This window comes from Pantoea sp. A4 (assembly GCF_000295955.2).
Lineage (GTDB): Bacteria > Pseudomonadota > Gammaproteobacteria > Enterobacterales > Enterobacteriaceae > Pantoea > Pantoea multigeneris.
In genome coordinates, this window is record NZ_ALXE01000019.1 from 40307 (window position 1) to 64754 (window position 24448).

A 24448-nucleotide genomic window follows, 5' to 3' on the forward strand; every position below is an offset into this window, starting at 1 on the left:
AGGAAGGGGGCTGTCAGGAAAAGTTGACAGCCCAGACATTATCCGCTGTTTTTATCTGCACCTCGGGCGCGGAGCTGAGTTACCAGCTCGCGGCGGAAATCGCCTAAACGCGGTTTGTCATTCTCCAGCCACGGCAGTGGACGGCACAGCTCCATCGCTTTAACCCCAAGACGGGCAGTTAACAGCCCCGCCCCAATGCCCTGCGCAGCGCGTGCGGAGAGCCTGGCGGCCAAATCCTGGGACATCCAGTCCATACCCACTTCGCGCACCAGCTCTGAAGCACCCGCAAACGCAATATTAAGCAAGACCAGACGGAACAGGCGAATACGGCTAAAGTAGCCCAGCTCAATGCCATACAGCGCGGCAATGCGGTTGACCAGCCGAATATTACGCCAGGCAATAAAGGCCATATCCACCAGTGCCAACGGGCTCACGGCAATCATCAATGCGGACTCTGCTGCATGTCGGCTGATTTCACGTCGCGCCTGGCGGTCCAACACCGGCTGGACGATTTGCGCGTACAGCCGTACTTCTTCGCTGTCGTTGTGAGTCTCATGCAGCGCCGCACGCCAGCGTTGCAGCGCCTGATGACCCTGATCAAGCCCCGCCTGTTGGGCAAGTCCCTCACAGAATACCCGGCCCTGGCCGATGCCCTGGCTGTGCAACAGCTCACGACCTCTGTCACGGGCCTCTCCACGCTGGCGCAGGCGGCGCATACGTTGCCACTCACTGCCCAACGCGCCTGCACCGGCCAGTACAATCAGCCCACCGGCACTGCCCAACCCGAGCGCAAACCAGTCATGGGTTTGCCAGGCATCGTGCATCCACTGAACGCCTTGTGCAACCACGCTCACCGCCAGCAAGCCGCATCCCAGCGCGACCATCCGACGCCACAAGCTGCGTTTTGGCCGAAGTGCAGCATCCACCGCCTGTTCTGCTGCATCCGGAGTAACCTCTTCCAGATCCGTTTCCGGCTCACTGACAAAACTATCACTGCGCTCGTCAAACACCTGATTTGGCTTGATCTCAACGTCCTGTTTTTGCGCCAGCGTCTCTGTAAAGTCGAGGCGGGGTTTAATCGGCGTCTGTGTCATCGCAGTTTGTCTCCCAGTAAAAATTCCAGTGCGGCATCAAGGCGAATATGCGGCAACGGTTGATCGGTGGTGTGTGCCCGTGGGCGGAACTGCTCGAACTGGAAACCCTGCTCCTGCCAGAACTGCGGCCCCGGCAAACGCGGCGGGACTTCGCCGGGATAGACGGTAAGCGGCGCACCATCACTCAGCCTTGCTCCGCGCAGAGCAGGAATCGTCTCTCCGTTATGGCTCACGGTGCCACTTTCCGTTGCCTGTACCGAAGCGAGGCCCAGACAGTCAATGCTGATACCTTCAAATGCCGCATTTTGCCAGGCGTCCTGTACCAGCTGTTGCAGCAACGACACCATGTTGCCATGTTGGTCGGCGGTGATGTGATCGGCTTTGGTCGCCGCGAACAGCAAGCGATCGATTACCGGCGAAAAGAGGCGGCGAAACAGCGTTCGCTGACCGTAGTGAAAACTCTGCATCAGTTGCGTCAGCGCCAGCCTCATATCGTTAAACGCCTGCGGGCCGGTATTCAGCGGCTGTAGGCAATCGACTAATACAATCTGGCGATCAAAACGCAGGAAATGATCGCGATAAAACCCTTTCACCACATGCTGGCAGTACCATGCATAGCGCGTCTGTAACATGTGCAGATGCGTACCCTTCTCAGCCTGGGCCAGCTTACTGGCCGGGAGCTCATCCAGTCCGGGTAACGGGAAAAATTGCAGTGCCGGAGCACCGGCCATATCACCCGGCAAAATAAAACGCCCAGGCTGGATGAAATGCAGTCCGGCCTGCTTGCACTGGTGCAGGTAGTCGGTCCAGGCGGCGGCGATCTCCGCCAGTTGGTTTTCATCAGCAGGGGCGAAGGGATCAAACCCCTGACAGAGACGACGCCATGTCGCGGCTAACTCGCCCCGCTCACCTTGTAACAGGCCGACCATCTGCCGTGACCAACTGAGATAGTCCTGTGCCAGCATGGGTAAATCGAGCAGCCACTCACCGGGATAATCGACGATCTCCAGATATAACGTGGCGGTGTCACGCAGGTGGCGCAACAGGGAATTTTGTGGCCGATAGCGCAGCGCGAGCTGCATTTCGCTTATGCCTCGGGTCGGCGTTGGCCAGGTTGGCGGGGTAGAATAGAGCTGCGCGATCCCTTCATCATAGCTAAAGCGTGCGGTGCCCATGTCGCGCTGTGGCACCCGTTTAACGCCGAGCAAACGTTGATCGCGCACCACGGAAAACAGCGGCAGACGCGCACCGCTGTTGACGTTAAGTAGCTGGTTAACCAGCGAGGTAATAAATGCGGTTTTACCGCTCCGGCTCAGGCCGGTGACTGCAAGGCGAAGATGGCGGTCAGTACCGCGATCCATCAGTTCCCGCAGCTGGTTTTGCAGATTGATCATCGGACTCCTTGATGAAGCGTGACGCCAGGCGGCGCATCACTTTACTCAGCACTGGCTCAAGTGCCAGTGAGATCAGCAGGCGCAGCGGGCGGCGTGCGACCGATTTTACCGCCCAGCCCGTCACTCCCGCTGGGCCGTAAGTCACGGCTGAGATAATGATAAATTTCGCCACCGACTTCAGCGCCGGGGCTGCGCGACGACGCAGGTTAGCGTGTTGCATCATTGTACCTCTTTTTTAGACATAACCCGCTGGTGCCAGCGGGCTTATAGTTGCCGGAAACGACTACGAACGCCGAAGGTTTCGGACGTGACGTAACGTTCCATTTCTCTGATGCGTTGCTCGTCACGCTGCATGTCCCGCGCCAGTTCATCAAGCAGTTGACCCGGTGCCGGAGTGCTGGCTTCCTGGTCGCTGACCGCTTGCGGTTTTTCATCCAGGACAAAGCCCAGGACGAAATAGAGCGTAATGGTGATGGCAAACAGGCCAAAGAACAACGACAACACCACAATCACCCGCAGTAACAGCACCGGAATGTCAAAATACTCTGCCAGTCCGGCGCACACACCGCGTACTTTACCCTTTTCCGGCAGACGCCACAGTGTACGTCCATTCATTATGGCTGCCTCCAGTTCGGGTGTTCTGCATCCAGAATCGCTTCCAGTGCCAGAATACGCTCACGCATCCGTTGCGCATCCTGATTGAGCTGTTGCAACTGCTGAACATCGCCAGCCGCCAGTGAGTTACCGTTACGTTTGTTGCTGTAGTGCAGCCACAGCCAAATTGGGGCGACAAACAGCACAAAAATGGTTAACGGAATAGCAAGAAACAAGGCGCTCATGGACTCTCCTTAATCACGCGTTGATACGTCAGTGTTATTCACTACGGTTCATTTTGGCTTTCAGCGCAGCAAGCTGCTCGCTGATCTCATCATCGGCCTGCAACTCGGCAAACTGCTGGTCGAGGCTTTTACTTTTGCCAAAACGCTGGCTTTCCGCTTCTGCTTCCATATGGTCAATACGGCGTTCAAACGATTCGAAGCGCGCCATGGCTTCATCAATCTTGCCGCTGTCGAGCTGGCGACGCACATCACGTGAGTTGCTGGCAGCCTGATGACGCAGCGTCAGCGCCTGCTGGCGTGCGCGAGTTTCACTGAGTTTTTTCTCCAGCTCACCAATTTCACCTTTCAGGCGATTCAGCGTCTCTTCAACCTGCACGACTTCATCACGCAGTGATCCGATCAAGTCGGTCAGTTTCTGTTTTTCAATCAGTGCGGCACGGGCCAGATCGTCTTTTTCACGACGCAGCGCCAGTTCAGCCTTTTCTTGCCATTCAGCCTGCTGCACTTCAGCCTGTTCAATGCGGCGTTGCAGATGTTTTTTTTCTGCCAGCGCACGCGCAGAGGTGGAACGCACTTCAATCAGCGTATCTTCCATCTCCTGAATCATCAGGCGGACCAACTTTTGCGGGTCCTCGGCACGCTCCAGCAAGGAGTTGATGTTGGCGTTCACAATATCGGCAAAGCGAGAAAATATACCCATTCTGGTGCTCCTCAAAAAAGCGGGTTTAATATGCTGCATAAGCTAATACAAAAGCCGTGCCAGTTTTTATATTACTGATATTTAACAACTTTAAAATTTTACAGCGTCCAGGACTTCACGTAAGGTAGTGAAATTGATTAATCATTAGTGAAATTCATTATGGCCTCTGCAACTGATAATCTGTTAGGCGAGTCGGATAACTTCTTAGCCCTGCTGGAGCAAGTTTCGCGCCTCGCGCCGCTGGAAAAACCCGTGCTGGTGATTGGCGAACGCGGTACCGGTAAGGAGTTGATCGCCAGCCGTTTGCACTATCTTTCCGAACGCTGGCAGGGGCCGTTTATTTCACTGAACTGCGCGGCGCTGAATGAAAACCTGTTGGATTCCGAGCTGTTTGGTCATGAAGCGGGCGCGTTTACCGGCGCACAACGCCGCCACCTCGGGCGCTTTGAGCGCGCTGATGGCGGAACGCTGTTTCTGGATGAGCTTGCCACGGCCCCGATGCTGGTGCAGGAGAAACTGCTACGTGTGATTGAATATGGTCAGTTAGAACGTGTCGGCGGCAACCAGTCTTTGCAGGTTAACGTGCGCCTGGTGTGTGCCACCAACGAAGATCTTCCCGCGCTTGCCGCAGCAGGAAAATTTCGCGCGGACTTGCTAGACCGGCTGGCTTTTGATGTGGTGCGACTGCCACCGTTGCGCGAGCGGCGCAGTGATATTTTGCTGATGGCAGATCACTTTGCGATTCAGATGTGCCGTGAACTGCGTCTGCCGCTGTTTCCAGGGTTCACGCCTCAGGCAGAACAAACCCTGCTGGGCTATCACTGGCCGGGTAATGTGCGCGAATTGAAAAACGTGGTTGAGCGTTCAGTGTATCGCCACCACAGCAGTGAAATCCCGCTGGATAATATCATCATCAACCCGTTCGCCGGTTTGAGTGCTGAACCTGTTCATGAACCAACGCCAGTGACAGCTGCCCTGCCCACTCTGCCGCTGGATTTACGTCAGTGGCAAAATCAGCAGGAACAGCAGTTGGTTGAACTGAGCTTACGACAGGCGCGCTATAACCAAAAACGCGCCGCCGAACTGCTCGGTGTGACCTATCATCAGCTGCGGGCGATGATGAAGAAGCACGGCACTGAAACGCAATAAATACAATTAGAATCAATTTTTTATGTTGGAATATCCCGGTATTTAACCCTGCAACTGCCATAGAGATAACTCTATGTTTTATCGAGACGTTAAAAATAGTTTTGGGATTTCACTTATGCCCGCCCACCAGCAGGTTTTTTTAAATGTATAAATAACGCTCATTTTGATACTAATATGTAAACATTGAAATGAGGTTTGAAATTTATCCCCCTGGATCACTTGCCTGGTGCTTTTGTTATCGGGCTTCTTTTTGAATCTTCAGGAAATAAATCGCTCAATTTGAGCTTTTTATAAATTTCTTTATGCGACTATCACCCTACAACATAGAGTTTAAGCCTTGAAATGAGTTTGCCCGCCACTTACCGTGTCGGGCTTTTTTTTTCCACAGAATTTAGACTACGCATTAATCGTCACCACATCATCTATGGCGTCAATCCCAATTGCTGCTCGGGGACTCTTTATCCGGCTGCGGTCACGGCTGGAAATATTCTGACTTTTATTTCCTGATAACTCACTTTGCTACGTTCCGCTTAGTAACTCCCTGTACATTCCCTCTCGCTCTGCGCCGCCACCTCGTCCGGTGGGTGAAAATGAGAGTTTTATCTCTTACGCCAGTGCAGAGCGATTCAGCTCTATGCTTACCGAGCTTGCCGTAAGCGATGGTTACCCCGATAGTTTCAGTTCTGACGGCTATCGGTTTTTTTTTGCCCGCGATTTTCACTCACCTCGACCTGTATTCCCATCCCATCAAAGCATAGTGCGCACCGCTCACGTAGGTTGTTGGCGGCCTCAGTGATGCTGGCAACCTCAGCTTCGTCTTTCTCGACGTCGGCATTTACAAGCATGCCGTCCAGGTACCCAATAAGACGTTTCCAGTCTGTTTTGACCTGGGCGATTGCGTCATGTTGCGTCCTCATCTTGGTGGATTTCGGGCATAAAAAAGGCCGCCCTGGCGACCTGTAGAATCATTTTTTGTAACTGATCAGTTCAATACCTTCTTTAGGGTGTCGTTTTTTCAATTCAGTCAACAATGCTGATTCGGTATCTCCATTTATAGTCAAAAAGGCTATATGCGTACGATATTTAGCTTTAGTGGCTGGCTGTATTCTGTCGTAGCGGATATCTTTAAATTTTGCTTGCATATCATCTCTCCATTTAATTGAGCTTCCACATCAGTAACGGCAGATATGACACTTTCTTTACTCATTTTGATTCCATCCACTCCACTCTTTCGCAAGCTTTACCACCAATCACTGGTTCACAATTTCACCGTTATTTCCGGGCAGATCCGGAATGTTGCGGCACCACTACAGGAGGCTGCATATCAACGGGCGCAGGGGCTGTCTGTTGCGCCACCGATGCAGATGCCTGCGCAAACTGCTGTTGTGACATCAGGGAAATCTATTGCTGTTGCACCTCGATACCAGCGTCTTTGTTGTCACGTCCAGACAGAGAAAAACAGCCCAGCGCCAGAATGGATGCTAAGAGAGAACGTTTCATGAAGATTCTTAGTTGGGGATGATGGTAATACCTGAGTGTTCACAGTGATGAATGCAGCAACCCGGAAGTTTTCTTAAAAGCCTTCGAAATAAAGCATTAGCATCGTTTTGCTTTGACTCACTTCCACCTCGCGCATAACCTGTTTCCCTTACAATTATGTGGAGCTGATTATTATGCAAAAGAACTGGAAGTCTCTGGTCATAATCACTGTTGGACTTGCCCTGGCTGGCTGCTCAACTGCACAGAAAATCTCACGCCCAGACGGGAAAAATGAATATTTGATTCAGTGCGGAGCAAGCTCAGGTTGGGATGTCTGCTACTCAAAAGCAAACGAAGTGTGCCCTGCTGGATATACAGACCTGGATAAAGATGGCGGATTTAACCGCAAAGAACTGCGAATTTTGTGCGCAAAATAAAACCGCCAAATTAGAAAGCCCCCCAGACGGACCTTATTACCTTTTCCTTTAGTCAGCTATCCAGGGATAGTCTGGTGTCTCAACGAACGTTTCATGAGCCACGTTCTCTTTTGAGCGTCTATCTCGTCAGCAAGGGATCGCTACGCAGAAGTTACTGGAGCACAAACGGTCATCTCAAACCGACCAATACAAGGATGATCGTGATTTGGACTGGGTTAAGGTCACCGCCTGAGTTTAGGGGAAATAAATTTCCCCTTTAGAAACAGAGAGTAAAATTCACACGCCATGATGAAAAAACATGGGGTTGAAAGACAGTGACCGGCGTTATTGCAGGTTCAACTCATCCTGCCGGACGATGGATTTAGACACCAGCCCATAGTCGATGGCCTCTTTGGCTGGCATCCAGAAATCCCGGTCGATGTCATTTCGCACGCGTTCCAGCGGTTGGCCGGTCTCTTTGGCGATAAGTTCAGCGATGCGTTCCCTGATCCGAATGATTTCCCGCGCCTGAATTTCAATATCTGAAGCTTTGCCACCCACGCCACCGCTGGGCTGGTGAATCAGAAAACGGGTATTGGTCAGACAGAAACGACGCTCTTTCGGCACGGATAAAAACACATTGACCGCTGCACTACCGACCCAGCCACTGCCAATCATGTTCACCGGCGCTTTAATGAAGCGGATAACGTCATGAATCACATCGCCGGATTCCACATGGCCACCGGGAGAGCAAACCAGCAGGTTGATAGGATCAGTTGACTCTTCTGCCAGCGCCACCAACTGCTTCACAATGCTGTAGGCCAGCGTGTCGTTGATCTCGCCAAATAGCAGTACCGTACGCGATTTGAATGCCTTCTCTTCCAGAAAAGCCTCGTTCTGAGGCACTTTGACTTCCGTTTTCTCTGCCATAACCGCTCTCTCTCATGAATGATGTCAGACCAAAGCGTAGCAGCCGTTGCGCAGAAACAGGAAAAAACGGGGTGGAAAATGATGCTGTAAGCAGCTTTACCGCTATTGAAGCCATCGGTAATCCACTGCGCCCGACCTTGGTTCGTGTTCTGGCGGTTGGCAGTGAGCATATTGAGCACATCACAGTGGTGCAACTGGCAAGAGGATTTCCCTCTCGGCCATCCGATTCAATCAATAATTGATGTCACTTTGAGATACAAGATAGGTATTAACTTCACTTATTGAACACTCCTCATCTGAAGCGACATTTTGCGTGATCACTTCAAATTTTCTTCCATCATTGGCGTGGAAAACAAATCTGAAAACATTGGTATACAGGTGGTGAGGTTTTTTCTCTGAGGCAAGCAACTTCACCTCCGTCTTAGACTCGTCTAGATCTGGAATATCAATAATTTTTGCATTTTTCAGCCAGACTTCTGCCATATTCATCGGCCACGAACGGCAGTCATTCTTTACGGGTTTCGCGTTTGAAAAGAACGGAAACAACACTAAAACAATCAACACTGAATTGAATTTAATCATTATTTAACTACCTCAACAATCCTGTCTCCACTGTTCCATATTCTTTGTCTGATGAGTAGCGGCATAATGATACAACCATCAGAAGCTTCTCCAGGGTGGAGATTACTGTCACCGTGGATAAGAAAGCCAGAACGACCAAACATCCGATTGTGCGCATCAGGCTGTAACCTTCAGATCAGTCAAAACAAATATAAACGTATCTCTATAATTCATAGATGTCCGATGAGCTAAGGGAGTCTACTTCTGGCACGACCTTGATTTCAAGGTCTAATGTCAATGTATGAATTACTGGCAAACGGAACGCCCGATAATTTTAACGTTATGCATAAAATGGATCTGGATAAGATGTGAAATTTTCAAAGTTAAACATTTCACACCTGAAGTTTAAGAATATTCTCATTCCATTTAATATCTTAAATTTTTGTCAGGATAATACATATACAGCGAGCTTCTCTTCATTCGCTGAAAGTGGAGTGTATCCACAGGGAAGGCTTTAACAGCAGGTGCGAATGTCATTCTGTCGCGAGATGATGGATGTATATTGCTCCAACAGCGGAAGGACGGTACATGGGGACTGCCTGGCGGATTGCTAGAACCAGGTGAATCTTTAGAGGAAACTGCCGTACGAGAAGTCAAAGAAGAAACCAATCTTAGTATTAGCGCCCTTAGTTTCCTATTAGCACGCGATCTTTGAATTCTGCATATTGAGGAACGTTAGTCTGGATCGGCTCGCTAAGGCAGTCTAGTTAGATAGAGTGGCTAATAAACCCGCGACTGACGTCGAGGAACGGGCAAAGTCAGACACATTGAGGGGGCATCAGCAAAAGCTCGGGCTGTTGCTCACTCTTCTTAAGCACCTGAAAGCCACTTAAGACCGAACCAAAACCATTACGCCTATCGAGGACAACTCCACTGATCGCCATAATCATGCCCCTCGCACCAACGCCCCCCCAGCAACAAACAAAAAAAGCCCGCGCAAGGCGGGCAACAATACTGGAAGCAATGTGAGCAATGTCGTGCTCTTCTTCGGTAGAGCCACCGTCGAAGCGCAGATGAATAATAATCATTCCTATTATCATCTGTAAAGCCCTAATTGAGAATTTTTCTCATCTCCACACAGAGTCTGTGCTTAATCCGTGTACGCATTGTGCAAAAATCCCCCTGCCGCATCAGGATTTTTGGGCGTCTTGTCAGTTTGCGGTACACTCAAGCTATTGCCGGACTAACGTAACCTTCTATGTCTAAACTCATTCTCTCACTGCTGCTTGGCTTAAGCGTTTTCAGTGGTTGCGCCTGGTCTGCACCCACGGGCGATATTCGCCAAAGTGGCTTTGTCTACTGTGTTAATGGCACGCTCAACACCTTTAACCCGCAGTTAGCCAGCAGCGGGCTGGTGGTGGATACCCTCGCGGCCCAGTTGTATGACCGCTTGCTGGATGTTGATCCCTACACCTATCGCCTGATGCCGGACCTGGCACAAAGCTGGGAAGTGTTAGACGGCGGAGCGACGTATCGTTTCCATCTGCGCAACGATGTCCAGTTTCAACACACCGCCTGGTTTACTCCAGGTCGCAATATGAATGCCGACGATGTGGTATTCAGCTTCTCGCGCATGTTTGATCGTCACAACCCCTGGCATGACGTTAACGGCGGCAACTATCCCTACTTCGATAGCCTGCAATTTTCTGATTCAGTGCAGAGCATTCGCAAACTGGATAGCCACACCGTTGAATTTCGTCTGAACAGTCCGGATGCCTCCTTCCTGTGGCACCTTGCCACCCACTATGCGCCGGTTCTCTCCGCCGAATATGCCAGCCAGCTAAGCGCCGCCGGGAAACAAGAGCAACTGGATCGCATGCCTGTCGGCACCGGCCCATTCCAGCTGAGTGAATACCGCACCGGGCAATATATTCGCCTGGCGCGCAATCCGGCTTACTGGCGCGGCGTGCCGCGTCTGCAACAGGCGGTGATTGATTTGGGGGTTGGCGGCACAGGCAGATTATCGAAGCTCCTGACCGGCGAGTGCGATGTCCTGGCCTACCCCGCAGCAAGCCAGCTCCCGATCCTGCGTGATGACTCGCGGCTGCGCATGACGCTGCGTCCCGGAATGAACATCGCTTACCTGGCATTTAACACACGCAAAGCGCCGCTGGATCGTCCAGAGGTACGCCATGCGCTGGCGCTGGCCATTAACAACGAACGCCTGATGGAGTCCATTTACTACGGCACAGCGGAAACCGCAGCCTCGGTGATCCCACGCGCCTCCTGGGCCTATGATAATGAAGCGAAAATTACCCCGTGGGACCCGCCTCGCTCACGCGCTGAACTGGCGGCCTTAGGGATCAAAAATCTGCACTTGCGCCTGGCGGTGCCCGTAACCTCACAGGCATGGAACCCGAGCCCGCTGAAAATGGCGGAACTGCTGCAAGCCGATCTCGCCCAGGTGGGCGTTACCGTCAGTATTGTTCCCGTCGAGGGGCGTTTTCAGGAAGCGCGTCTGATGGCGATGAACCATGACCTGACCCTGACGGGCTGGTCCACGGACAGCAACGACCCGGACAGTTTCTTCCGTCCGCTGCTTAGCTGTGCCGCGATTGCTTCGCAAACCAATTACGCCCACTGGTGTAACGCGGATTTCGATGCGCTACTGCAACAGGCGCTGTTGTCCCAGCAGCTTTCATCCCGCATTGATGATTACGATCGCGCACAACAGATGCTGGCACAGGAGCTACCGATACTCCCTCTGGCCTCCTCTTTACGCCTACAGGCCTATCGCCACGACATTCACGGCCTGGTACTCAGCCCGTTTGGTAACAGCTCCTTTGCCGGGGTTTATCGCGATGCGCGGGAGGAACCATGATTATCTATATCTTACGTCGCTTTGTGCTGCTGACGATTACCCTGTTCTTGCTCTCCCTGGTGAGCTTCAGCCTGAGCTACTTCACGCCGGATGCGCCATTACAGGGCGCTTCGCTGTTTGATGCCTGGTGGTTCTGGTTTAAAGGCCTGTTACAACTCGATTTCGGTGTCTCCAGTACCAACGGTCAGCCCATCACCGATCAACTGCTGGAAGTCTTCCCGGCCACTCTGGAGCTGTGTATCCTGGCTTTTGCGTTAGCGCTGTTAGCGGGTATTCCGTTGGGGATCTGTGCGGGTGTGATGCGCAAAAAGTGGCAGGATAAAACCATCAGCGCCCTGGCGCTTATCGGCTTCTCCATGCCGGTATTCTGGCTGGCGCTGTTGTTTACCCTGCTGTTCTCCCTCGACCTGGGCTGGCTACCGGTGTCCGGGCGCTTCGATCTGCTCTACCCGGTACAGCATGTCACGGGGTTTGCCCTGATTGACGCGTGGCTGAGCCACTCTCCGTGGCGTCATCAGATGATCGTCAGCGTGCTGACTCACATGGTTCTGCCGGTCACCGTGCTGGCCGTTGCACCGACCACCGAAGTGATCCGCCTGCTGCGCGGCAGCACCAGTGAAGTGATGGAGAAAAGCTACGTCAAAGCCGCCGCCACGCGCGGCCTGTCGCGCTTTACGGTAATCCGTCGCCATGTGCTGCACAATGCGTTACCCCCGGTAATTCCGCGCCTTGGGTTGCAATTCTCCACCATGCTGACGCTCGCGATGATCACCGAGGTAGTATTTAACTGGCCGGGTGTCGGTCGTTGGTTAATTAACGCCATTCGCCAGCAGGACTATGCCGCCATTTCGGCGGGCGTGATGCTGATCGGCACCCTGGTGATTGTGGTCAACGTGCTAACCGATATTCTCGGCGCAGCCCTTAACCCGTTAAAACACAAAGAGTGGTACGCGCTGCGCTAAGCGCTCGGGCGCACCGATAACGCTTGTCGGTGTGCCCCTCTTTTCCCCGCCAAAATCTCCTCCCGCCCACCGGAAGCACAAATCCAGGCTATTCTTCGTCAAGAGTCGCGCACATTTACGGCTATTTTCTTGTGCCTCAGCACCCTGAACTGCCTTTGATCACACTGAATAAATCATTGCACTTAACTTCAGTCCACGGCTGTTTGCCTGGCTGCAAAACAGAACAGGGATAAGCACAACGCGCATGACGCTATCCCTGCGTATCCACTTTGCATTGAAAGAGGTTATCGGATGGGGATGAGATCGCAACCCGGTTGGGGCGCTGAATATCAGCCTGATGGCGCAGTGCGTTTTCGCCTGTGGGCACCGGGACAGCAGCACGTCGCCTTACGCATTCAGGGTGAGGATCGGGCGATGGACGCAGAGCCAGAGGGCTGGTTTTCCCTCCAGTTACCGGGAATAGCCCACGGCGCTGAATACCAGTACGTGTTAGATGACGGCACCGCAGTGGCAGACCCCGCTTCACGGGCGCAGCGGGATGATGTGGAAGGTCCGTCGCTGGTTATCGATCACCGCAACTGGCAGTGGCAGGATCAGCAGTGGCAAGGCCGTCCGTGGGAAGAGACTGTGACCTACGAACTGCATGTCGGGACTTTTACCCCGGCAGGCACTTTTGCCGCCGCCAGAGAAAAACTGCCTGAACTGGCCGCGCTGGGTATTACCGTGATCGAACTTCTCCCGCTGTCCCACTTCGGTGGATCGCGCGGTTGGGGCTATGACGGTGTGCTGCTGTACGCTCCCCACGCCGCCTACGGCAGCGTCGAGGAGGTAAAAGCGTTTGTGGATGCCGCACATCAGCTTGGCCTGAGCGTGGTACTGGACATCGTCCTCAACCACTTTGGCCCGCAGGGCAATTATTTGCCGCTGCTGGCACCCGACTTTTTCCATGCCGATCGTATTACCCCCTGGGGCGCAGGCATTGCCTATGAGCATGCGCCCGTGCGCGACTATATGCTCCATGCGCCCCTCTACTGGTTGCAGGAGTATCACTTTGATGGGCTGCGGTTTGATGCCATCGACCAGATCAAAGATGCCTCATCGAAACATATTTTGGTCGAAATCGCCGAACACATTCGTGCCGCAATCCCGCAACGCGCCCTTCATTTGACCACTGAAGATAATCGCAATGTTATCTTCCTGCATCCACGCGCGGCGGATGGCAGCTTCCCGCTGTTTAACGGCGAATGGAACGATGATTTCCACAATGCCGCCCACGTGCTTGCCACCGGAGAAACGCACGGCTACTACCAGGATTTTGCCGAGCAGCCGGAAAAACTGCTGGCGCGCACGCTGGCAGAGGGCTTTGCCTGGCAAGGTGAGTTTTCCCCACACAGCGGCGAACCACGCGGGGTGAAGAGCAGCGGCCAGCCGCCCACCACCTTTGTCAATTTCATCCAGAATCACGATCAGACCGGCAATCGCGCCCACGGCGAAAGGCTCCTGAGCCTCGCGGGCGTGGAGCGCACTCAGGCTCTGCTGGCAACCCTGCTGCTCTCGCCGCATATTCCGTTGCTGTTTATGGGCGAAGAGTACGGAGAAACCCGACCGTTTCTGTTCTTTACCGACTTCACCGGCGAATTAGCTCGGGCGGTACGGGAAGGACGGGCTCGCGAGTTTGCCGGGCACAGCGGGCATGAAGGTGAAGATGTTCCCGATCCCAATGCCGTCACCACCTTTACCGATTCCAGACTGGACTGGCAGCGGCGAGCCAGCGCCGAAGGAACGGCCTGGCTGGCATTAACTCAACAGCTGCTGGCACTGCGGCGACAACACATCATTCCGCATTTGGCAGGCGTGCGCGGCAACAGCGGCACTGTCCTCGCGGCCGAGGATGGATTTCTGGCGGTCAGCTGGCAGTTCGCCGGCGGTCAACTTAGCCTGGCGTTGAACCTTGGCCCCCACCCACAATCCATTGGCGAAATACGGGGTGAAACCCTGTTTGCCTTACCTGCGGAGACGGATACGCTTGCCCCCAACGGCGTGATCGTGCGCTTTGCCCCTCGGGAGGTTGCATGACGATCCCTTGCGCGACTTATCGTTTGCAGTTACGTAACGGCATGACTTTCGACCGGGCAACCGCGCTGATCCCCTACTGGCAGTCTCTGGGAATCAGCCACCTGTACCTTTCCCCGGTGTTTACCGCGCCCGAGGGTTCCACGCACGGCTATGACGTCAGTGATGCCAATGAAATTGATCCCCGTATAGGTGGGCGTGCAGGCTTTGACCGGCTGGTGGCCGCATTGCACCAGGCCGGACTGGCGCTGATTCTCGATATCGTCCCCAACCATATGGCCGCCTCACTCGAAAACCCCTGGTGGCGGGATGTGATCGAGCACGGGGAACAGAGCCGCTATGCACACTACTTCGATATTGACTGGTCGCGCCGCCTGACTTTGCCGTTTCTCGGCGACAGTTTCGAAGCTGTGCTGGCCGCAGGAGAGATCCGCGTTCTGCCCGATCCAAACACGGGTAAGCCCGTGATGGCCTATTTCGATAACTACTACCCGCTGACTCCAGACAGTTGGCAAGGTCGTGAGCAGGAAGTGTTAGCCCTGACCGAGACCCCGGCGCTGGCGGCCCTCCATGCGCAGCAACCCTGGCAACTGATGAGCTGGCGTGACGCACACCGCGAGCTCTCCTATCGACGTTTCTTTGAAATCACCGGATTGGTTGGGGTTCGCGTTGAAGACGACGAGGTGTTTGACGCAACGCATCAGTTAATTCTTGAACTGGTACACAGCGGCGCAGTGGCCGGACTGCGCATTGATCACATTGACGGACTGGCCGATCCACAAGGCTATGTCACCCGCTTGCGTCAGGCGTGTGGCGCTGATTGCTACATCACCGTAGAGAAAATTACCGCTGAAGGCGAACAGTTGCCGGAGGACTGGCCGGTTGCCGGGACTACCGGCTATGAATTTATCGCCACGCTGGCGCAGGCACTGGTGGATAACAGCCAGGTTGCCAAACTGCAGGCCAGTTGGCAGCAGATTTCACAGCGAAAAATTTCGCTGGCCGAGGATCTACGGGCCGCCAAACAGCTGATGGTCACGCATAATTTTAGGGGGGAATTCACCACGCTGGTGTCGATAGCGCTGGGATTGGCTCACCATGAGCACGCCCGCGTGAGTGAGAGTGCGCTGCGTGATGCGCTGCGTGAAGTGTTGATTGCCTTTCCGGTCTATCGCACCTACGGCACCGCGCAAGGCTTACCGCCTGCCAGCGCCCGTCTGCTGAGTCAGGTGGTTGCAGGTATTCAGCTGCATGACCGCGCGGCGCTGGACTTTATTGTCACCGTGCTCAGCGGCGCAGTCTCACCTTCCGCCGTGGTCACCGCCACCGAGTTTCGCCTGCGTTTCCAGCAACTGACCGGCCCGCTAATGGCAAAATCCGTTGAAGATACGCTGTTTTTCCGCCAGTGTGCCCTGCTGGCGCTGAATGAAGTGGGAGCCGAACCTTTGCCACAGCGTTTCTCCGTCGCTAATTTTCACCAGCGCATGCAGGAGCGCCTGACAGCACAGCCGCAGGGCATTTCTACCACCGCCACGCACGATACCAAGCGCGGAGAAGATGCGCGTGCGAGGTTGTATAGCCTGAGCGAGGCACCGGAACAGTGGGCAGAGAGTGTCAACCGCTGGCGGCAACAGCATCAGCTGCATGTCATCCCGCTCGCCGATGGCCCAGCCCCTGAACCCGAAGTGGAGTGGATGCTCTACCAGGCGCTGGCGGGTATCTGGCCTAATACACAGCATCCAGAGGAGCCCCTGAGCCTCCAGTCGCTGGAAGCACGCTTCCTGCCCTTCGTTGAAAAAGCACTGCGCGAAGCGAAACTGCGTACCGACTGGAGCGAGCAAAATGCGGAGTACGAAACCGCCGTACTTAACTACGCGCGCCAGCTACTTTCACCGCTCAATCACGCTTTTTTACAGGACTTTCACACCACCTTACAGCCCTTTATTGAAGCCGGGAGAGTCAACAGCCTGGCCCAGAGCGCCATCAAACTCACTGCCCCCGGCGTGCCGGATATTTATCAGGGGAGCGAAGTCAGCGATCTCAGTCTGGTTGATCCAGATAACCGCCGGGAGCCGGATTTCACCCTGCTGCAACACTGGCTGACGCAGCCCGATGCACGCATACAAGAGGGCTGGCGCAACGGCGCGTTTAAACAACAGTTCACGGCACGCCTGCTGCACCTTCGCCAGAGCAAACCCGAACTCTTTCGCGCCGGTGACTATCAACCGTTGGCTCTGTCCGGCCCTGCGCAACACCTGCTGGTGGCTTACGCTCGTAGCTTGGGCACCGACAGTGTGATTGTGATTGTGCCGCGTCTGCCTTTGCATCCGACCCGTTGGGAAGCCACCGCCGTCAATCTGCCTGCCGCGCTGGCATTTCATCACTACCGCGAGTGGATCTCTGGCATCAGCTATCACGCCCATGACCGGTTCCCGCTCGACAGTTTTAACCCTAAAGTGCCGCTGGTGCTGGTGCGGCAGAATTAAAACAACAATTTGCGCAATTGGCTGAGGGAGAAGAAGAGATGTCAGACGGTAAACGTTTCGAGATCACGGCAGGAATGAGTCATGTCCTCGGTGCCACCTATGATGGCGACGGCGTTAACTTTGCCCTGTTCTCGGCACACGCGGAACGGGTGGAGCTGTGCCTGTATGATCCCAGCGGCAAGCATGAAATCGCCCGGATGGATCTGCCGGAAAATACCCATGAAGTGTGGCACGGCTACATTCCAGGGCTGGAGCCGGGCGCACTGTATGGCTATCGCGTGCATGGCCCTTTCGATCCGGAAAATGGCCATCGCTTCAATGCCAACAAACTTTTGGTCGATCCTTATGCGCGCGAAATTGCCGGTGATATTCAGTGGAATGCGGCGCATTTTGCCTATGATCTCGACAACGACGAGAAAGACCTGAGCTTTGATACGCAAGACAGCGCGCCCTTTATGCCAAAATGCCGCGTGATCGATCCCTATGAGTTTCACTGGCACGATGAGAATCGCCCCAACATCAACTGGTCTTCTGCCGTGCTATATGAAACGCACGTTAAAGGCTTTACCCAGTTAAATCCGGCCATCCCTGCCCCTTTGCGCGGCACCTTTGAGGGCATGGCCCACAAGGCGTCAGTGGATTACATCAAAAGCTTAGGCATTACTTCCGTTGAGCTGATGCCGGTACATTGGTTCCCGGACGATCAGCACCTGCTGGATAAGGGATTAAGAAACTACTGGGGCTACAACTCCCTCGCGTTTTTTGCGCCAGCACACCGCTATTTCGGTCCGCGCGGTATCCAGGGCTTCCGCGATATGGTGCGCGCCTTCCACGATGCCGGTATCGAGGTAATCCTCGACGTGGTCTACAACCACACGGCGGAAGGGAATGAGCTTGGCCCGACGCTCTCCTTTAAGGGCATCGACAACTTCTCCTATTATCGTACGTTGTCCGATAACCACCGCTATTACATTAATGACACCGGTACCGGCAATACCGTTAACACCTCCCATCCCCGCGTGCTGCAACTGATCATGGACTCGCTGCGCTACTGGGTGGAGTTTATGCATGTTGACGGCTTTCGTTTTGATCTCGGCACGATTCTGGGCCGGGAACCTGAAGGCTTTGACCAGCGCGGCGGCTTTTTCGATGCCATAAGCCAGGACCCGCTGTTGTCCCGCGTGAAGCTGATCGGCGAACCCTGGGACATCGGGCCTGGCGGCTATCAGGTCGGCGGATTTCCACCAGGCTGGGCTGAATGGAACGATCAGTACCGCGACACCGTGCGTGAATACTGGAAAGGCGACCATGTTTCGACCGATTTTGCCGCACGCCTGCTTGGTTCGGGCGATCTCTACGATCAACGCCGCAGAAGGCCGTGGGCCGGCGTCAACTTCATTACCGCCCACGACGGCTTTACCCTGAATGACCTGGTGTCCTATAACCATAAACACAACAATGCCAACGGCGAGAAGAATCGTGACGGGCATAACCATAACCGCTCCTACAATTATGGTGTGGAAGGCCCCACCGAGCGGCCAGAGATCAATAGCGTACGTGAGCGGCAAAAACGTAACTTCCTGGCGACGCTGCTGTTCTCCCACGGTACGCCGATGCTGCTAGCCGGGGATGAATTTGGTCGCAGCCAGGGCGGGAACAATAACGGCTACTGCCAGGACAGTGATATTTCATGGTTCCACTGGGATAACCTGCCTGAATCCGCCGAGGCGTTGCGTCAGTTCACGCGCCAGGTGATTGCCCTGCGCGCGCAGCAACCTCTGCTGCGCCGCGAAAGCTGGCGTGATGGCCTGATCGTCAAGTGGTACAACCCCGGCGGCGGCTATCAGTTACCCGAACAGTGGCATCAAGGCACCACGCTGGGCTTATACCTCAGCCAGCCGGATCTGCCCGAGGAACCGGGGCTGTGGCAGGATGTGCTGATCTTGTTCAACCCCTATAAAGGTGCTGTACCCTTTGTTATCCCTACCACTGAAGGCGGGGGCTGGACACTGGAACTCTCCACCTCCGACAACGTAGCGCCTGGTAAGATTTTCGATCAGGAAACCGAATTTCCTCTGGAAGGCCGCAGCCTGGCGCTGTTCCGCCGCCCCTGATGCCCTGAGCAGGCTGCCTGTTGCAGCCTGCCTCTGCCGGGTAAAATTTGCCCGCCCTGCACCTTGCCGGACAATGGGTTATGGAACGATAATTATGCAGATGGCACCCTGAGCGGGCAGTTGCCGCTATACAACGTCACCCGCAATCCCCTACACTAAAGCAAATGCATGCGCCAAAATGTTGATATGAGTAGTAAAAACCGACCCGTCCTGACTAACACCAACAAAGTTAACGCTTAATGCCGACAGATAAAATTTATGCTGAGAAGCAGCTGCCCAGCGCCCTGCGCAACACCTGGCGGTTGTTCTACCGTAATACCAGCGCCATGGTCGGATTATACGGCTTTGCTGCGCTGCTGTTGCTGTGCGTATTTGGCGGTGTGCTGGCCCCTTATGGCATCGATCAGCAGTTTCTTGGCTATCAGTTGCTGCCGCCTTCATGGTCACACTATGGCGATGTCTCCTTCTTCCTTGGCACCGACGATCTGGGCCGCGACCTGCTCAGCCGCCTGCTGAGCGGTGCCGCACCCACGGTAGGCTCGGCGATTCTGGTCACGCTGTGGGCTACGCTCTTTGCCCTGCTGTTGGGCGTGCTCGCCGGGATCACCCGTGGATTACGTTCGGCCATCCTTAACCATATTCTCGATACCTTGCTGTCGATCCCCTCACTGCTGTTAGCGATTATCGTGGTGGCCTTTCTCGGTCCCCGGCTGGAACACGCGATGCTCGCAGTGTTGCTGGCGCTGTTGCCGCGTATGGTGCGTGAAATCTATTTTGCGGTACACGATGAGCTGGAAAAAGAGTATGTGGTTGCCGCCCGTCTGGACGGGGCCAGCAATGTCGATCTGCTGTGGCACGCCATTCTGCCCAACGTCTTGCCGCTGTTGATCACCGAAGTGACCCGTTCCTTGTCACTGGCTATCCTTGATATTGCAGCACTCGGTTTTCTCGACCTTGGGGCGCAATTGCCCTCACCGGAATGGGGCGCGATGCTGGGTGACTCACTGGAGTTGATTTATGTCGCCCCCTGGACCGTTATGTTGCCCGGTGCTGCGCTGATGTTCAGTGTTTTAATGATTAACTTACTGGGCGAAGGATTACGCCGCGCGGTTGAAGCGGGGGTGGAGTAATGCCATTACTGGACATTCGTAATCTGACCATTGAGTTTATGACCGCCGATGGCCCGGTGAAAGCGGTTGATCGTATCAACCTGACCCTGAATGAAGGGGAAATTCGCGGGCTGCTTGGGGAGTCTGGCTCGGGGAAAAGCCTGGTGGCGAAGGCTATCTGTGGCGTGACCAAAGATAACTGGCGCGTCAGCGCGGACCGCATGCGCTTTGACGATATTGACCTGCTGCGTTTAACGCCGCGGGAACGGCGTAAAATCATCGGCCATAACGTCTCGATGATTTTCCAGGAACCGCAGTCCTGTCTGGACCCTTCCGAGCGCATTGGCCGTCAGTTGATGCAGGCGATTCCAGCGTGGACCTTCAAGGGCAACTGGTATCAGCGCCTGTGGTTCTGGCGTAAACAGCGTGCCATTGAGTTACTGCACCGTGTGGGCATTAAAGATCATAAAGATATCATGCGCAGTTTTCCGTATGAGCTCACCGAAGGCGAATGCCAAAAAGTGATGATCGCCATTGCACTGGCAAACCAGCCGCGTCTGCTGATTGCCGATGAGCCGACCAATGCCATGGAACCCACCACGCAGGCACAAATTTTCCGCCTGCTAAGCCGTTTGAATCAGAACAACAACACCACCATTTTGTTGATCAGCCATGACCTGCGCACCATGAGCTACTGGGCTGACCGGATCAACGTGATGTATTGCGGCCAGACGGTGGAAACGGCACAAAGTGAAGAGTTAATGACGTCACCCCATCATCCTTATACGCAGGCGCTGATCCGCGCTATGCCAGACTTCGGCCGTGCACTGCCGCCGAAAAGCCGCCTGAACACCTTACAAGGGGCCATTCCTTCGCTGGAGAGCCTGCCGATTGGCTGCCGTCTCGGCCCGCGCTGCCCTTACGCTCAGCGTCAGTGCATTGAGGCACCGCGTCTGAGCGGCAATAAAAGCCACCTTTTCGCCTGCCATTTCCCGCTTAACATGGAGCGCCCCTGAACATGGAAACGCTGCTGGAAGTGCGCAACCTGAGTAAAACCTACCGTTACCGCACGGGCCTGTTTCGCCGTCAACACGTCGAGGCGGTCAAAAACGTCAGTTTTACCCTGCGGGAAAAGCAGACGCTGGCGATCATCGGCGAAAACGGTTCTGGTAAATCGACGCTCGCCAAAATGCTGAGTGGCGTGGTTGACCCCACCGAAGGCGAGATTTTGATTGGCAATCACCCGTTGGAATTTGGCGATTACGGCTACCGTAGCCAGGTCATACGCATGATCTTCCAGGACCCGTCAACCTCCATGAATCCCCGCCAGCGCGTCAGTCAGATGCTCGATCTACCGCTGCGGCTGAACACGGAACTGGACGATGAAGCGCGCGAGAAACGCATTATTGCAACATTACGTCAGGTAGGATTACTCCGTGACCATGCGGGCTATTATCCGCATATGCTGGCACCAGGCCAAAAACAGCGTCTGGCGCTGGCACGCGCACTGATTTTGCAACCTAAGGTGATCATCGCTGATGAAGCGCTGGCATCACTGGATATGACCATGCGTTCACAGCAGGTCAACCTGATGCTGGAGCTGCAAGAAAAGCATGGTCTGACCTATATTTACGTGACACAGCACCTGGGAATGATGAAACATATCAGTGACCAGGTGCTGGTAATGCATCAGGGAGAAGTGGTCGAGCGCGGCGGCACTGCCGACGTGCTGGCTGCTCCTCTGCACGATCTGACGAAACGTCTGATCACCAGCCACTTTGGCGATGCTTTAACCGCCGAAGCCTGGCGGCGCGATGCCTGACAGAGTGCGGGCTGTGGGAAATCGCGCCCTGATTTACCTGATTTGGGAGAGACGTGCTAGAATCGCACGTCGATTAACGTCGGGCGCTGAAAAAAGAAGCACAGCGTCCGCCAACTACAATGACCATAAGGATTACAGCTATGGGTTTTCTTTCCGGTAAGCGCATTCTGATTACTGGCGTTGCCAGTAAACTTTCCATTGCCTACGGTATTGCGCAGGCGATGCACAAACAGGGCGCAGAACTGGCTTTCACCTACCAAAACGACAAGTTAAAAGGTCGCGTGGAAGAGTTCGCTAAAGAACTGGGTTCAGACATTGTTCTGCCATGTGATGTAGCAGAAGACGAGAGCATTACTGCCCTGTTCACTGAGCTGGCTAAAACCTGGCCTAAGTTTGACGGTTTCGTTCACTCAATCGGTTTCGCACCGGGCGACCAGCTCGATGGCGACTATGTGAATGCCGTTACCCGTGAAGGTTTCAAAATCGCTCACGACATCAGCGCATACAGCTTTGTTGCGATGGCGAAAGAGTGCCGTGCGATGCTGAACCCGAATTCAGCCCTGCTGACCCTGTCTTACCTGGGTGCAGAGCGCGCTATCCCTAACTACAACGTTATGGGTCTGGCGAAAGCTTCTCTGGAAGCTAACGTGCGTTACATGGCTAACGCGATGGGTCCAGAAGGTACGCGTGTTAACGCCGTATCTGCCGGTCCAATCCGCACTCTGGCTGCTTCAGGCATCAAAGATTTCCGTAAGATGCTGTCACACTGTGAAGCCGTTACCCCTATCCGCCGCACTGTAACCATCGAAGACGTAGGTAACTCTGCTGCCTTCCTGTGTTCAGACCTGGCAGGTGGTATCACTGGTGAAGTGGTACACGTTGATGGCGGCTTCAGCATTGCCGCAATGAACGAGCTGGAACTGAAATAAGTACCTCGGGCGAGCGCTGCTCGCCCGTCTCCCCCCGCGTTATAGCTGTTCGCTATTAATTATCACCGATCATTCTTTTGCCTCTGTCCCGGCTTCGGCGACGATACCTGCTGCGCTTACCGCCCCTTTTTTTAGCGTCGCGTCGGTCCACTTTGACCGTTTTTGCAAAAGGAATCCTCATGGAACAACGCCGCTCACCCGGTCACGATCAGTGGTTTTACGAGAGTCAATCCCGTCCACAAACTCAGTCTGTCGCGCCACTGGTGCCAGAGGCCGCCTGGATCGAAGATCGTTTCTTACTGGGGCTACAGCAGGATGCGCAAGCACTTCAGCCGCTGTTACAGCAGTTCCAGCCCGCGTTGCTTGCCGCGCGCGACTTAAGTCATATTCTGTTTCCCGATAAAGTGACAACGTCACTTACTCATACTCTAACGCTGTATGACCGCCTGAGCATCGCCCTCACCGTGGCGCAGGTCGCGGGTGTACAGCGACTGTGTAATCACTATTCCGCTCGCCTTAATCCGTTACCCGGCCCGGATTCGTCACGCGAGAGCAATAACCGCCTGACGCAAATTACGCAATATGCTCGCCAGTTGGCAACACAGCCCGAACTGATTACCCAGGCTTCGCTACAAGCTCTCGACGCCGTAGGGCTAACCGAGCCAGACATTGTCACACTGAACCAGGTGATTGGTTATGTCAGCTATCAGGCTCGCGTCGTCGCGGGGGTACACGCGCTGCTGGGGTTACCGGTGCGCTGGTTGCCCGGCACCACGCAACCGGCAGATGCAGAAGCCAGGGGATTTGGTCGCCCTCCGGAGTGGCGTCCGGGCCTGAAAGCCCTCGAACTGCGTTATGCCAACGCCAGCCAACTGGCCGCGGTGACCTTATGCCAGACGCAGTTGGGTATGGACGATGCGGTATGGCTACTGGCGCATGACGATGCGGCCTTACAGGGTTGGGCCATCCTGATCGGTAAACTGGAGCATCAGCCAGATAGCCCGCAGGCCCTTGCCAGCGCCGTTGCGGCGCGTATCAGTGGCAGCCGCCGGGTGTTCGCCGAATATCAGGGCAATCTCGGTGAGAGTCTGATTGCCGGGATAGATTCGGCACCAGCAGAACAGAGTGACGTGATTGCGTTAGCGGCACAGCTCACCCGTGCGCCCGAGCGTTTCAGCGCAGCTCATTTGCAGCCGTTACTCAATGCCGGCTGGCAGCCTGAGGCGTTATTCGGGCTTATCCAGGCGACGGCCTTAAGCAACTGGAATAGCCGCCTGTGGTATGCCTTAGGTGAAGCGGCTTAATTTCACACTCGGCATCGGGTTGCGCCTGCGCAGCCCGTTTCCTGAGCCACCAGACATTTTGCGCAAAAATAATCGCATCACCGCCAGCTTTTAGTCCAGGTATGGCAACCCTTCCTCAATTCTCCCATTTATCTCACAGAAAGAAATAAATATTACCTTAATATTCAGCTTGTTATTTTTTAATCATCAATAAATTGATTTTGAGC

General features: G+C 54.5%; 24 protein-coding genes and 2 pseudogenes. 15 read left to right on the top strand and 11 right to left on the bottom strand.

The genetic code is table 11. From position 1 onward, the window contains the following. Positions 1-38: 38 nt before the first annotated feature. From B880_RS0104660 to pspA, 6 genes are read right to left on the bottom strand one after another with little or no spacing between them, the layout of a single operon-like run. Positions 39-1094: a YcjF family protein gene (locus B880_RS0104660; RefSeq protein WP_017346215.1), complete on the bottom strand. Its 1056-nt coding sequence runs from the start codon at positions 1092-1094 to the stop codon at positions 39-41. Next, positions 1091-2488: a YcjX family protein gene (locus B880_RS0104665; RefSeq protein ID WP_017346216.1), complete on the bottom strand. Its 1398-nt coding sequence runs from the start codon at positions 2486-2488 to the stop codon at positions 1091-1093. Before B880_RS0104665 ends, B880_RS0104660 begins: the two co-directional genes overlap by 4 nt. Then, complete coding sequence (gene pspD / locus B880_RS0104670) at positions 2439-2708, bottom strand: phage shock protein PspD (RefSeq protein WP_017346217.1); 270 nt, start codon at positions 2706-2708, stop codon at positions 2439-2441. The genes B880_RS0104665 and pspD overlap by 50 nt, the downstream gene beginning before the upstream one ends. Positions 2709-2752: 44 nt before the next feature. Continuing rightward, positions 2753-3106 carry an envelope stress response membrane protein PspC gene (pspC, locus tag B880_RS0104675; RefSeq protein WP_026042425.1) on the bottom strand — a complete coding sequence of 118 codons (354 nt, stop codon included), beginning with the start codon at positions 3104-3106 and terminating at the stop codon, positions 2753-2755. Continuing rightward, complete coding sequence (gene pspB / locus B880_RS0104680; RefSeq protein WP_017346219.1) at positions 3103-3327, bottom strand: envelope stress response membrane protein PspB; 225 nt, start codon at positions 3325-3327, stop codon at positions 3103-3105. The genes pspC and pspB overlap by 4 nt, the downstream gene beginning before the upstream one ends. 34 nt (positions 3328-3361) lie before the next feature. Then, positions 3362-4027 carry a phage shock protein PspA gene (pspA, locus tag B880_RS0104685; RefSeq protein ID WP_017346220.1) on the bottom strand — a complete coding sequence of 222 codons (666 nt, stop codon included), beginning with the start codon at positions 4025-4027 and terminating at the stop codon, positions 3362-3364. A gap of 159 nt (positions 4028-4186) precedes the next feature. On the opposite strand from pspA, the gene pspF reads away from it, so the two are divergent. Beyond that, on the top strand, positions 4187-5176 hold the full coding sequence (gene pspF, locus B880_RS0104690) for a phage shock protein operon transcriptional activator (RefSeq protein WP_017346221.1): 990 nt from the start codon (positions 4187-4189) through the stop codon (positions 5174-5176). A 677-nt stretch (positions 5177-5853) separates the two neighbouring features. On the opposite strand, the gene B880_RS0104695 is transcribed toward pspF, so the two are convergent. Together B880_RS0104695 and B880_RS26865 are read right to left on the bottom strand one after the other, a co-directional pair. Beyond that, complete coding sequence (locus B880_RS0104695) at positions 5854-6093, bottom strand: hypothetical protein (protein WP_017346222.1); 240 nt, start codon at positions 6091-6093, stop codon at positions 5854-5856. A gap of 48 nt (positions 6094-6141) precedes the next feature. After that, positions 6142-6318, bottom strand: a complete 177-nt coding sequence (locus B880_RS26865; RefSeq protein ID WP_017346223.1) for a hypothetical protein — start codon at positions 6316-6318, stop codon at positions 6142-6144. Between the two features lie 531 nt (positions 6319-6849). Between B880_RS26865 and B880_RS0104710 the strand changes: the two genes are divergently transcribed. Both B880_RS0104710 and B880_RS27305 read left to right on the top strand, forming a co-directional pair. Next, positions 6850-7092 (top strand): hypothetical protein, encoded by a 243-nt coding sequence (locus B880_RS0104710; protein ID WP_036645395.1) that lies wholly within the window; start codon positions 6850-6852, stop codon positions 7090-7092. An 86-nt stretch (positions 7093-7178) separates the two neighbouring features. Next, positions 7179-7324, top strand: a pseudogene (locus tag B880_RS27305) (integrase); the annotation flags it as partial. A gap of 92 nt (positions 7325-7416) precedes the next feature. Here B880_RS27305 and B880_RS0104715 read toward each other — a convergent pair. Beyond that, positions 7417-8001: an ATP-dependent Clp protease proteolytic subunit gene (locus tag B880_RS0104715; RefSeq protein ID WP_017346226.1), complete on the bottom strand. Its 585-nt coding sequence runs from the start codon at positions 7999-8001 to the stop codon at positions 7417-7419. 71 nt (positions 8002-8072) lie between these two features. Between B880_RS0104715 and B880_RS26620 the strand changes: the two genes are divergently transcribed. Beyond that, a complete protein-coding gene (locus B880_RS26620; protein WP_017346227.1) occupies positions 8073-8243 on the top strand; it encodes a hypothetical protein in 171 nt (56 codons plus the stop codon). Here B880_RS26620 and B880_RS0104725 read toward each other — a convergent pair. After that, positions 8233-8583 (bottom strand): hypothetical protein, encoded by a 351-nt coding sequence (locus B880_RS0104725; protein WP_017346228.1) that lies wholly within the window; start codon positions 8581-8583, stop codon positions 8233-8235. The two genes, B880_RS26620 and B880_RS0104725, sit on opposite strands and share 11 nt — an antisense overlap. Before the next feature lie 508 nt (positions 8584-9091). Between B880_RS0104725 and B880_RS25930 the strand changes: the two are divergent. Then, positions 9092-9277, top strand: a pseudogene (locus tag B880_RS25930) (NUDIX domain-containing protein); the annotation flags it as partial. A gap of 103 nt (positions 9278-9380) precedes the next feature. Here the strand turns inward: B880_RS25930 and B880_RS24735 are convergent. After that, positions 9381-9650, bottom strand: a complete 270-nt coding sequence (locus tag B880_RS24735; RefSeq protein WP_192841072.1) for a hypothetical protein — start codon at positions 9648-9650, stop codon at positions 9381-9383. Positions 9651-9820: 170 nt separating this feature from the next. Between B880_RS24735 and sapA the strand changes: the two genes are divergently transcribed. The 10 genes from sapA (at position 9821) to B880_RS0104785 (ending at position 24242) form a co-directional block, all read left to right on the top strand. Further along, entirely contained in the window at positions 9821-11443 is a 1623-nt protein-coding gene (sapA, locus tag B880_RS0104740) for an ABC transporter substrate-binding protein SapA (protein ID WP_017346230.1), read from the top strand. After that, positions 11440-12405 (top strand): putrescine export ABC transporter permease SapB, encoded by a 966-nt coding sequence (gene sapB / locus B880_RS0104745; protein WP_017346231.1) that lies wholly within the window; start codon positions 11440-11442, stop codon positions 12403-12405. The genes sapA and sapB overlap by 4 nt, the downstream gene beginning before the upstream one ends. Positions 12406-12696: 291 nt before the next feature. Then, positions 12697-14481 carry a malto-oligosyltrehalose trehalohydrolase gene (gene treZ, locus B880_RS0104750; RefSeq protein ID WP_017346232.1) on the top strand — a complete coding sequence of 595 codons (1785 nt, stop codon included), beginning with the start codon at positions 12697-12699 and terminating at the stop codon, positions 14479-14481. Next, positions 14478-16964, top strand: a complete 2487-nt coding sequence (gene treY / locus B880_RS0104755; RefSeq protein WP_017346233.1) for a malto-oligosyltrehalose synthase — start codon at positions 14478-14480, stop codon at positions 16962-16964. Before treZ ends, treY begins: the two co-directional genes overlap by 4 nt. A gap of 38 nt (positions 16965-17002) precedes the next feature. Further along, entirely contained in the window at positions 17003-19078 is a 2076-nt protein-coding gene (gene glgX / locus B880_RS0104760; protein ID WP_017346234.1) for a glycogen debranching protein GlgX, read from the top strand. Positions 19079-19317: 239 nt separating this feature from the next. Then, a complete protein-coding gene (gene sapC / locus B880_RS0104765; protein WP_017346235.1) occupies positions 19318-20208 on the top strand; it encodes a putrescine export ABC transporter permease SapC in 891 nt (296 codons plus the stop codon). Beyond that, entirely contained in the window at positions 20208-21203 is a 996-nt protein-coding gene (gene sapD, locus B880_RS0104770) for a putrescine export ABC transporter ATP-binding protein SapD (protein ID WP_017346236.1), read from the top strand. The genes sapC and sapD overlap by 1 nt, the downstream gene beginning before the upstream one ends. A gap of 2 nt (positions 21204-21205) precedes the next feature. Then, a complete protein-coding gene (sapF, locus tag B880_RS0104775; protein ID WP_017346237.1) occupies positions 21206-22009 on the top strand; it encodes a putrescine export ABC transporter ATP-binding protein SapF in 804 nt (267 codons plus the stop codon). Positions 22010-22149: 140 nt separating this feature from the next. Further along, complete coding sequence (gene fabI, locus B880_RS0104780) at positions 22150-22938, top strand: enoyl-ACP reductase FabI (RefSeq protein ID WP_017346238.1); 789 nt, start codon at positions 22150-22152, stop codon at positions 22936-22938. 179 nt (positions 22939-23117) lie between these two features. Then, entirely contained in the window at positions 23118-24242 is a 1125-nt protein-coding gene (locus B880_RS0104785) for a CMD domain-containing protein (RefSeq protein WP_017346239.1), read from the top strand. The last annotated feature ends 206 nt before the right edge of the window (positions 24243-24448 follow it).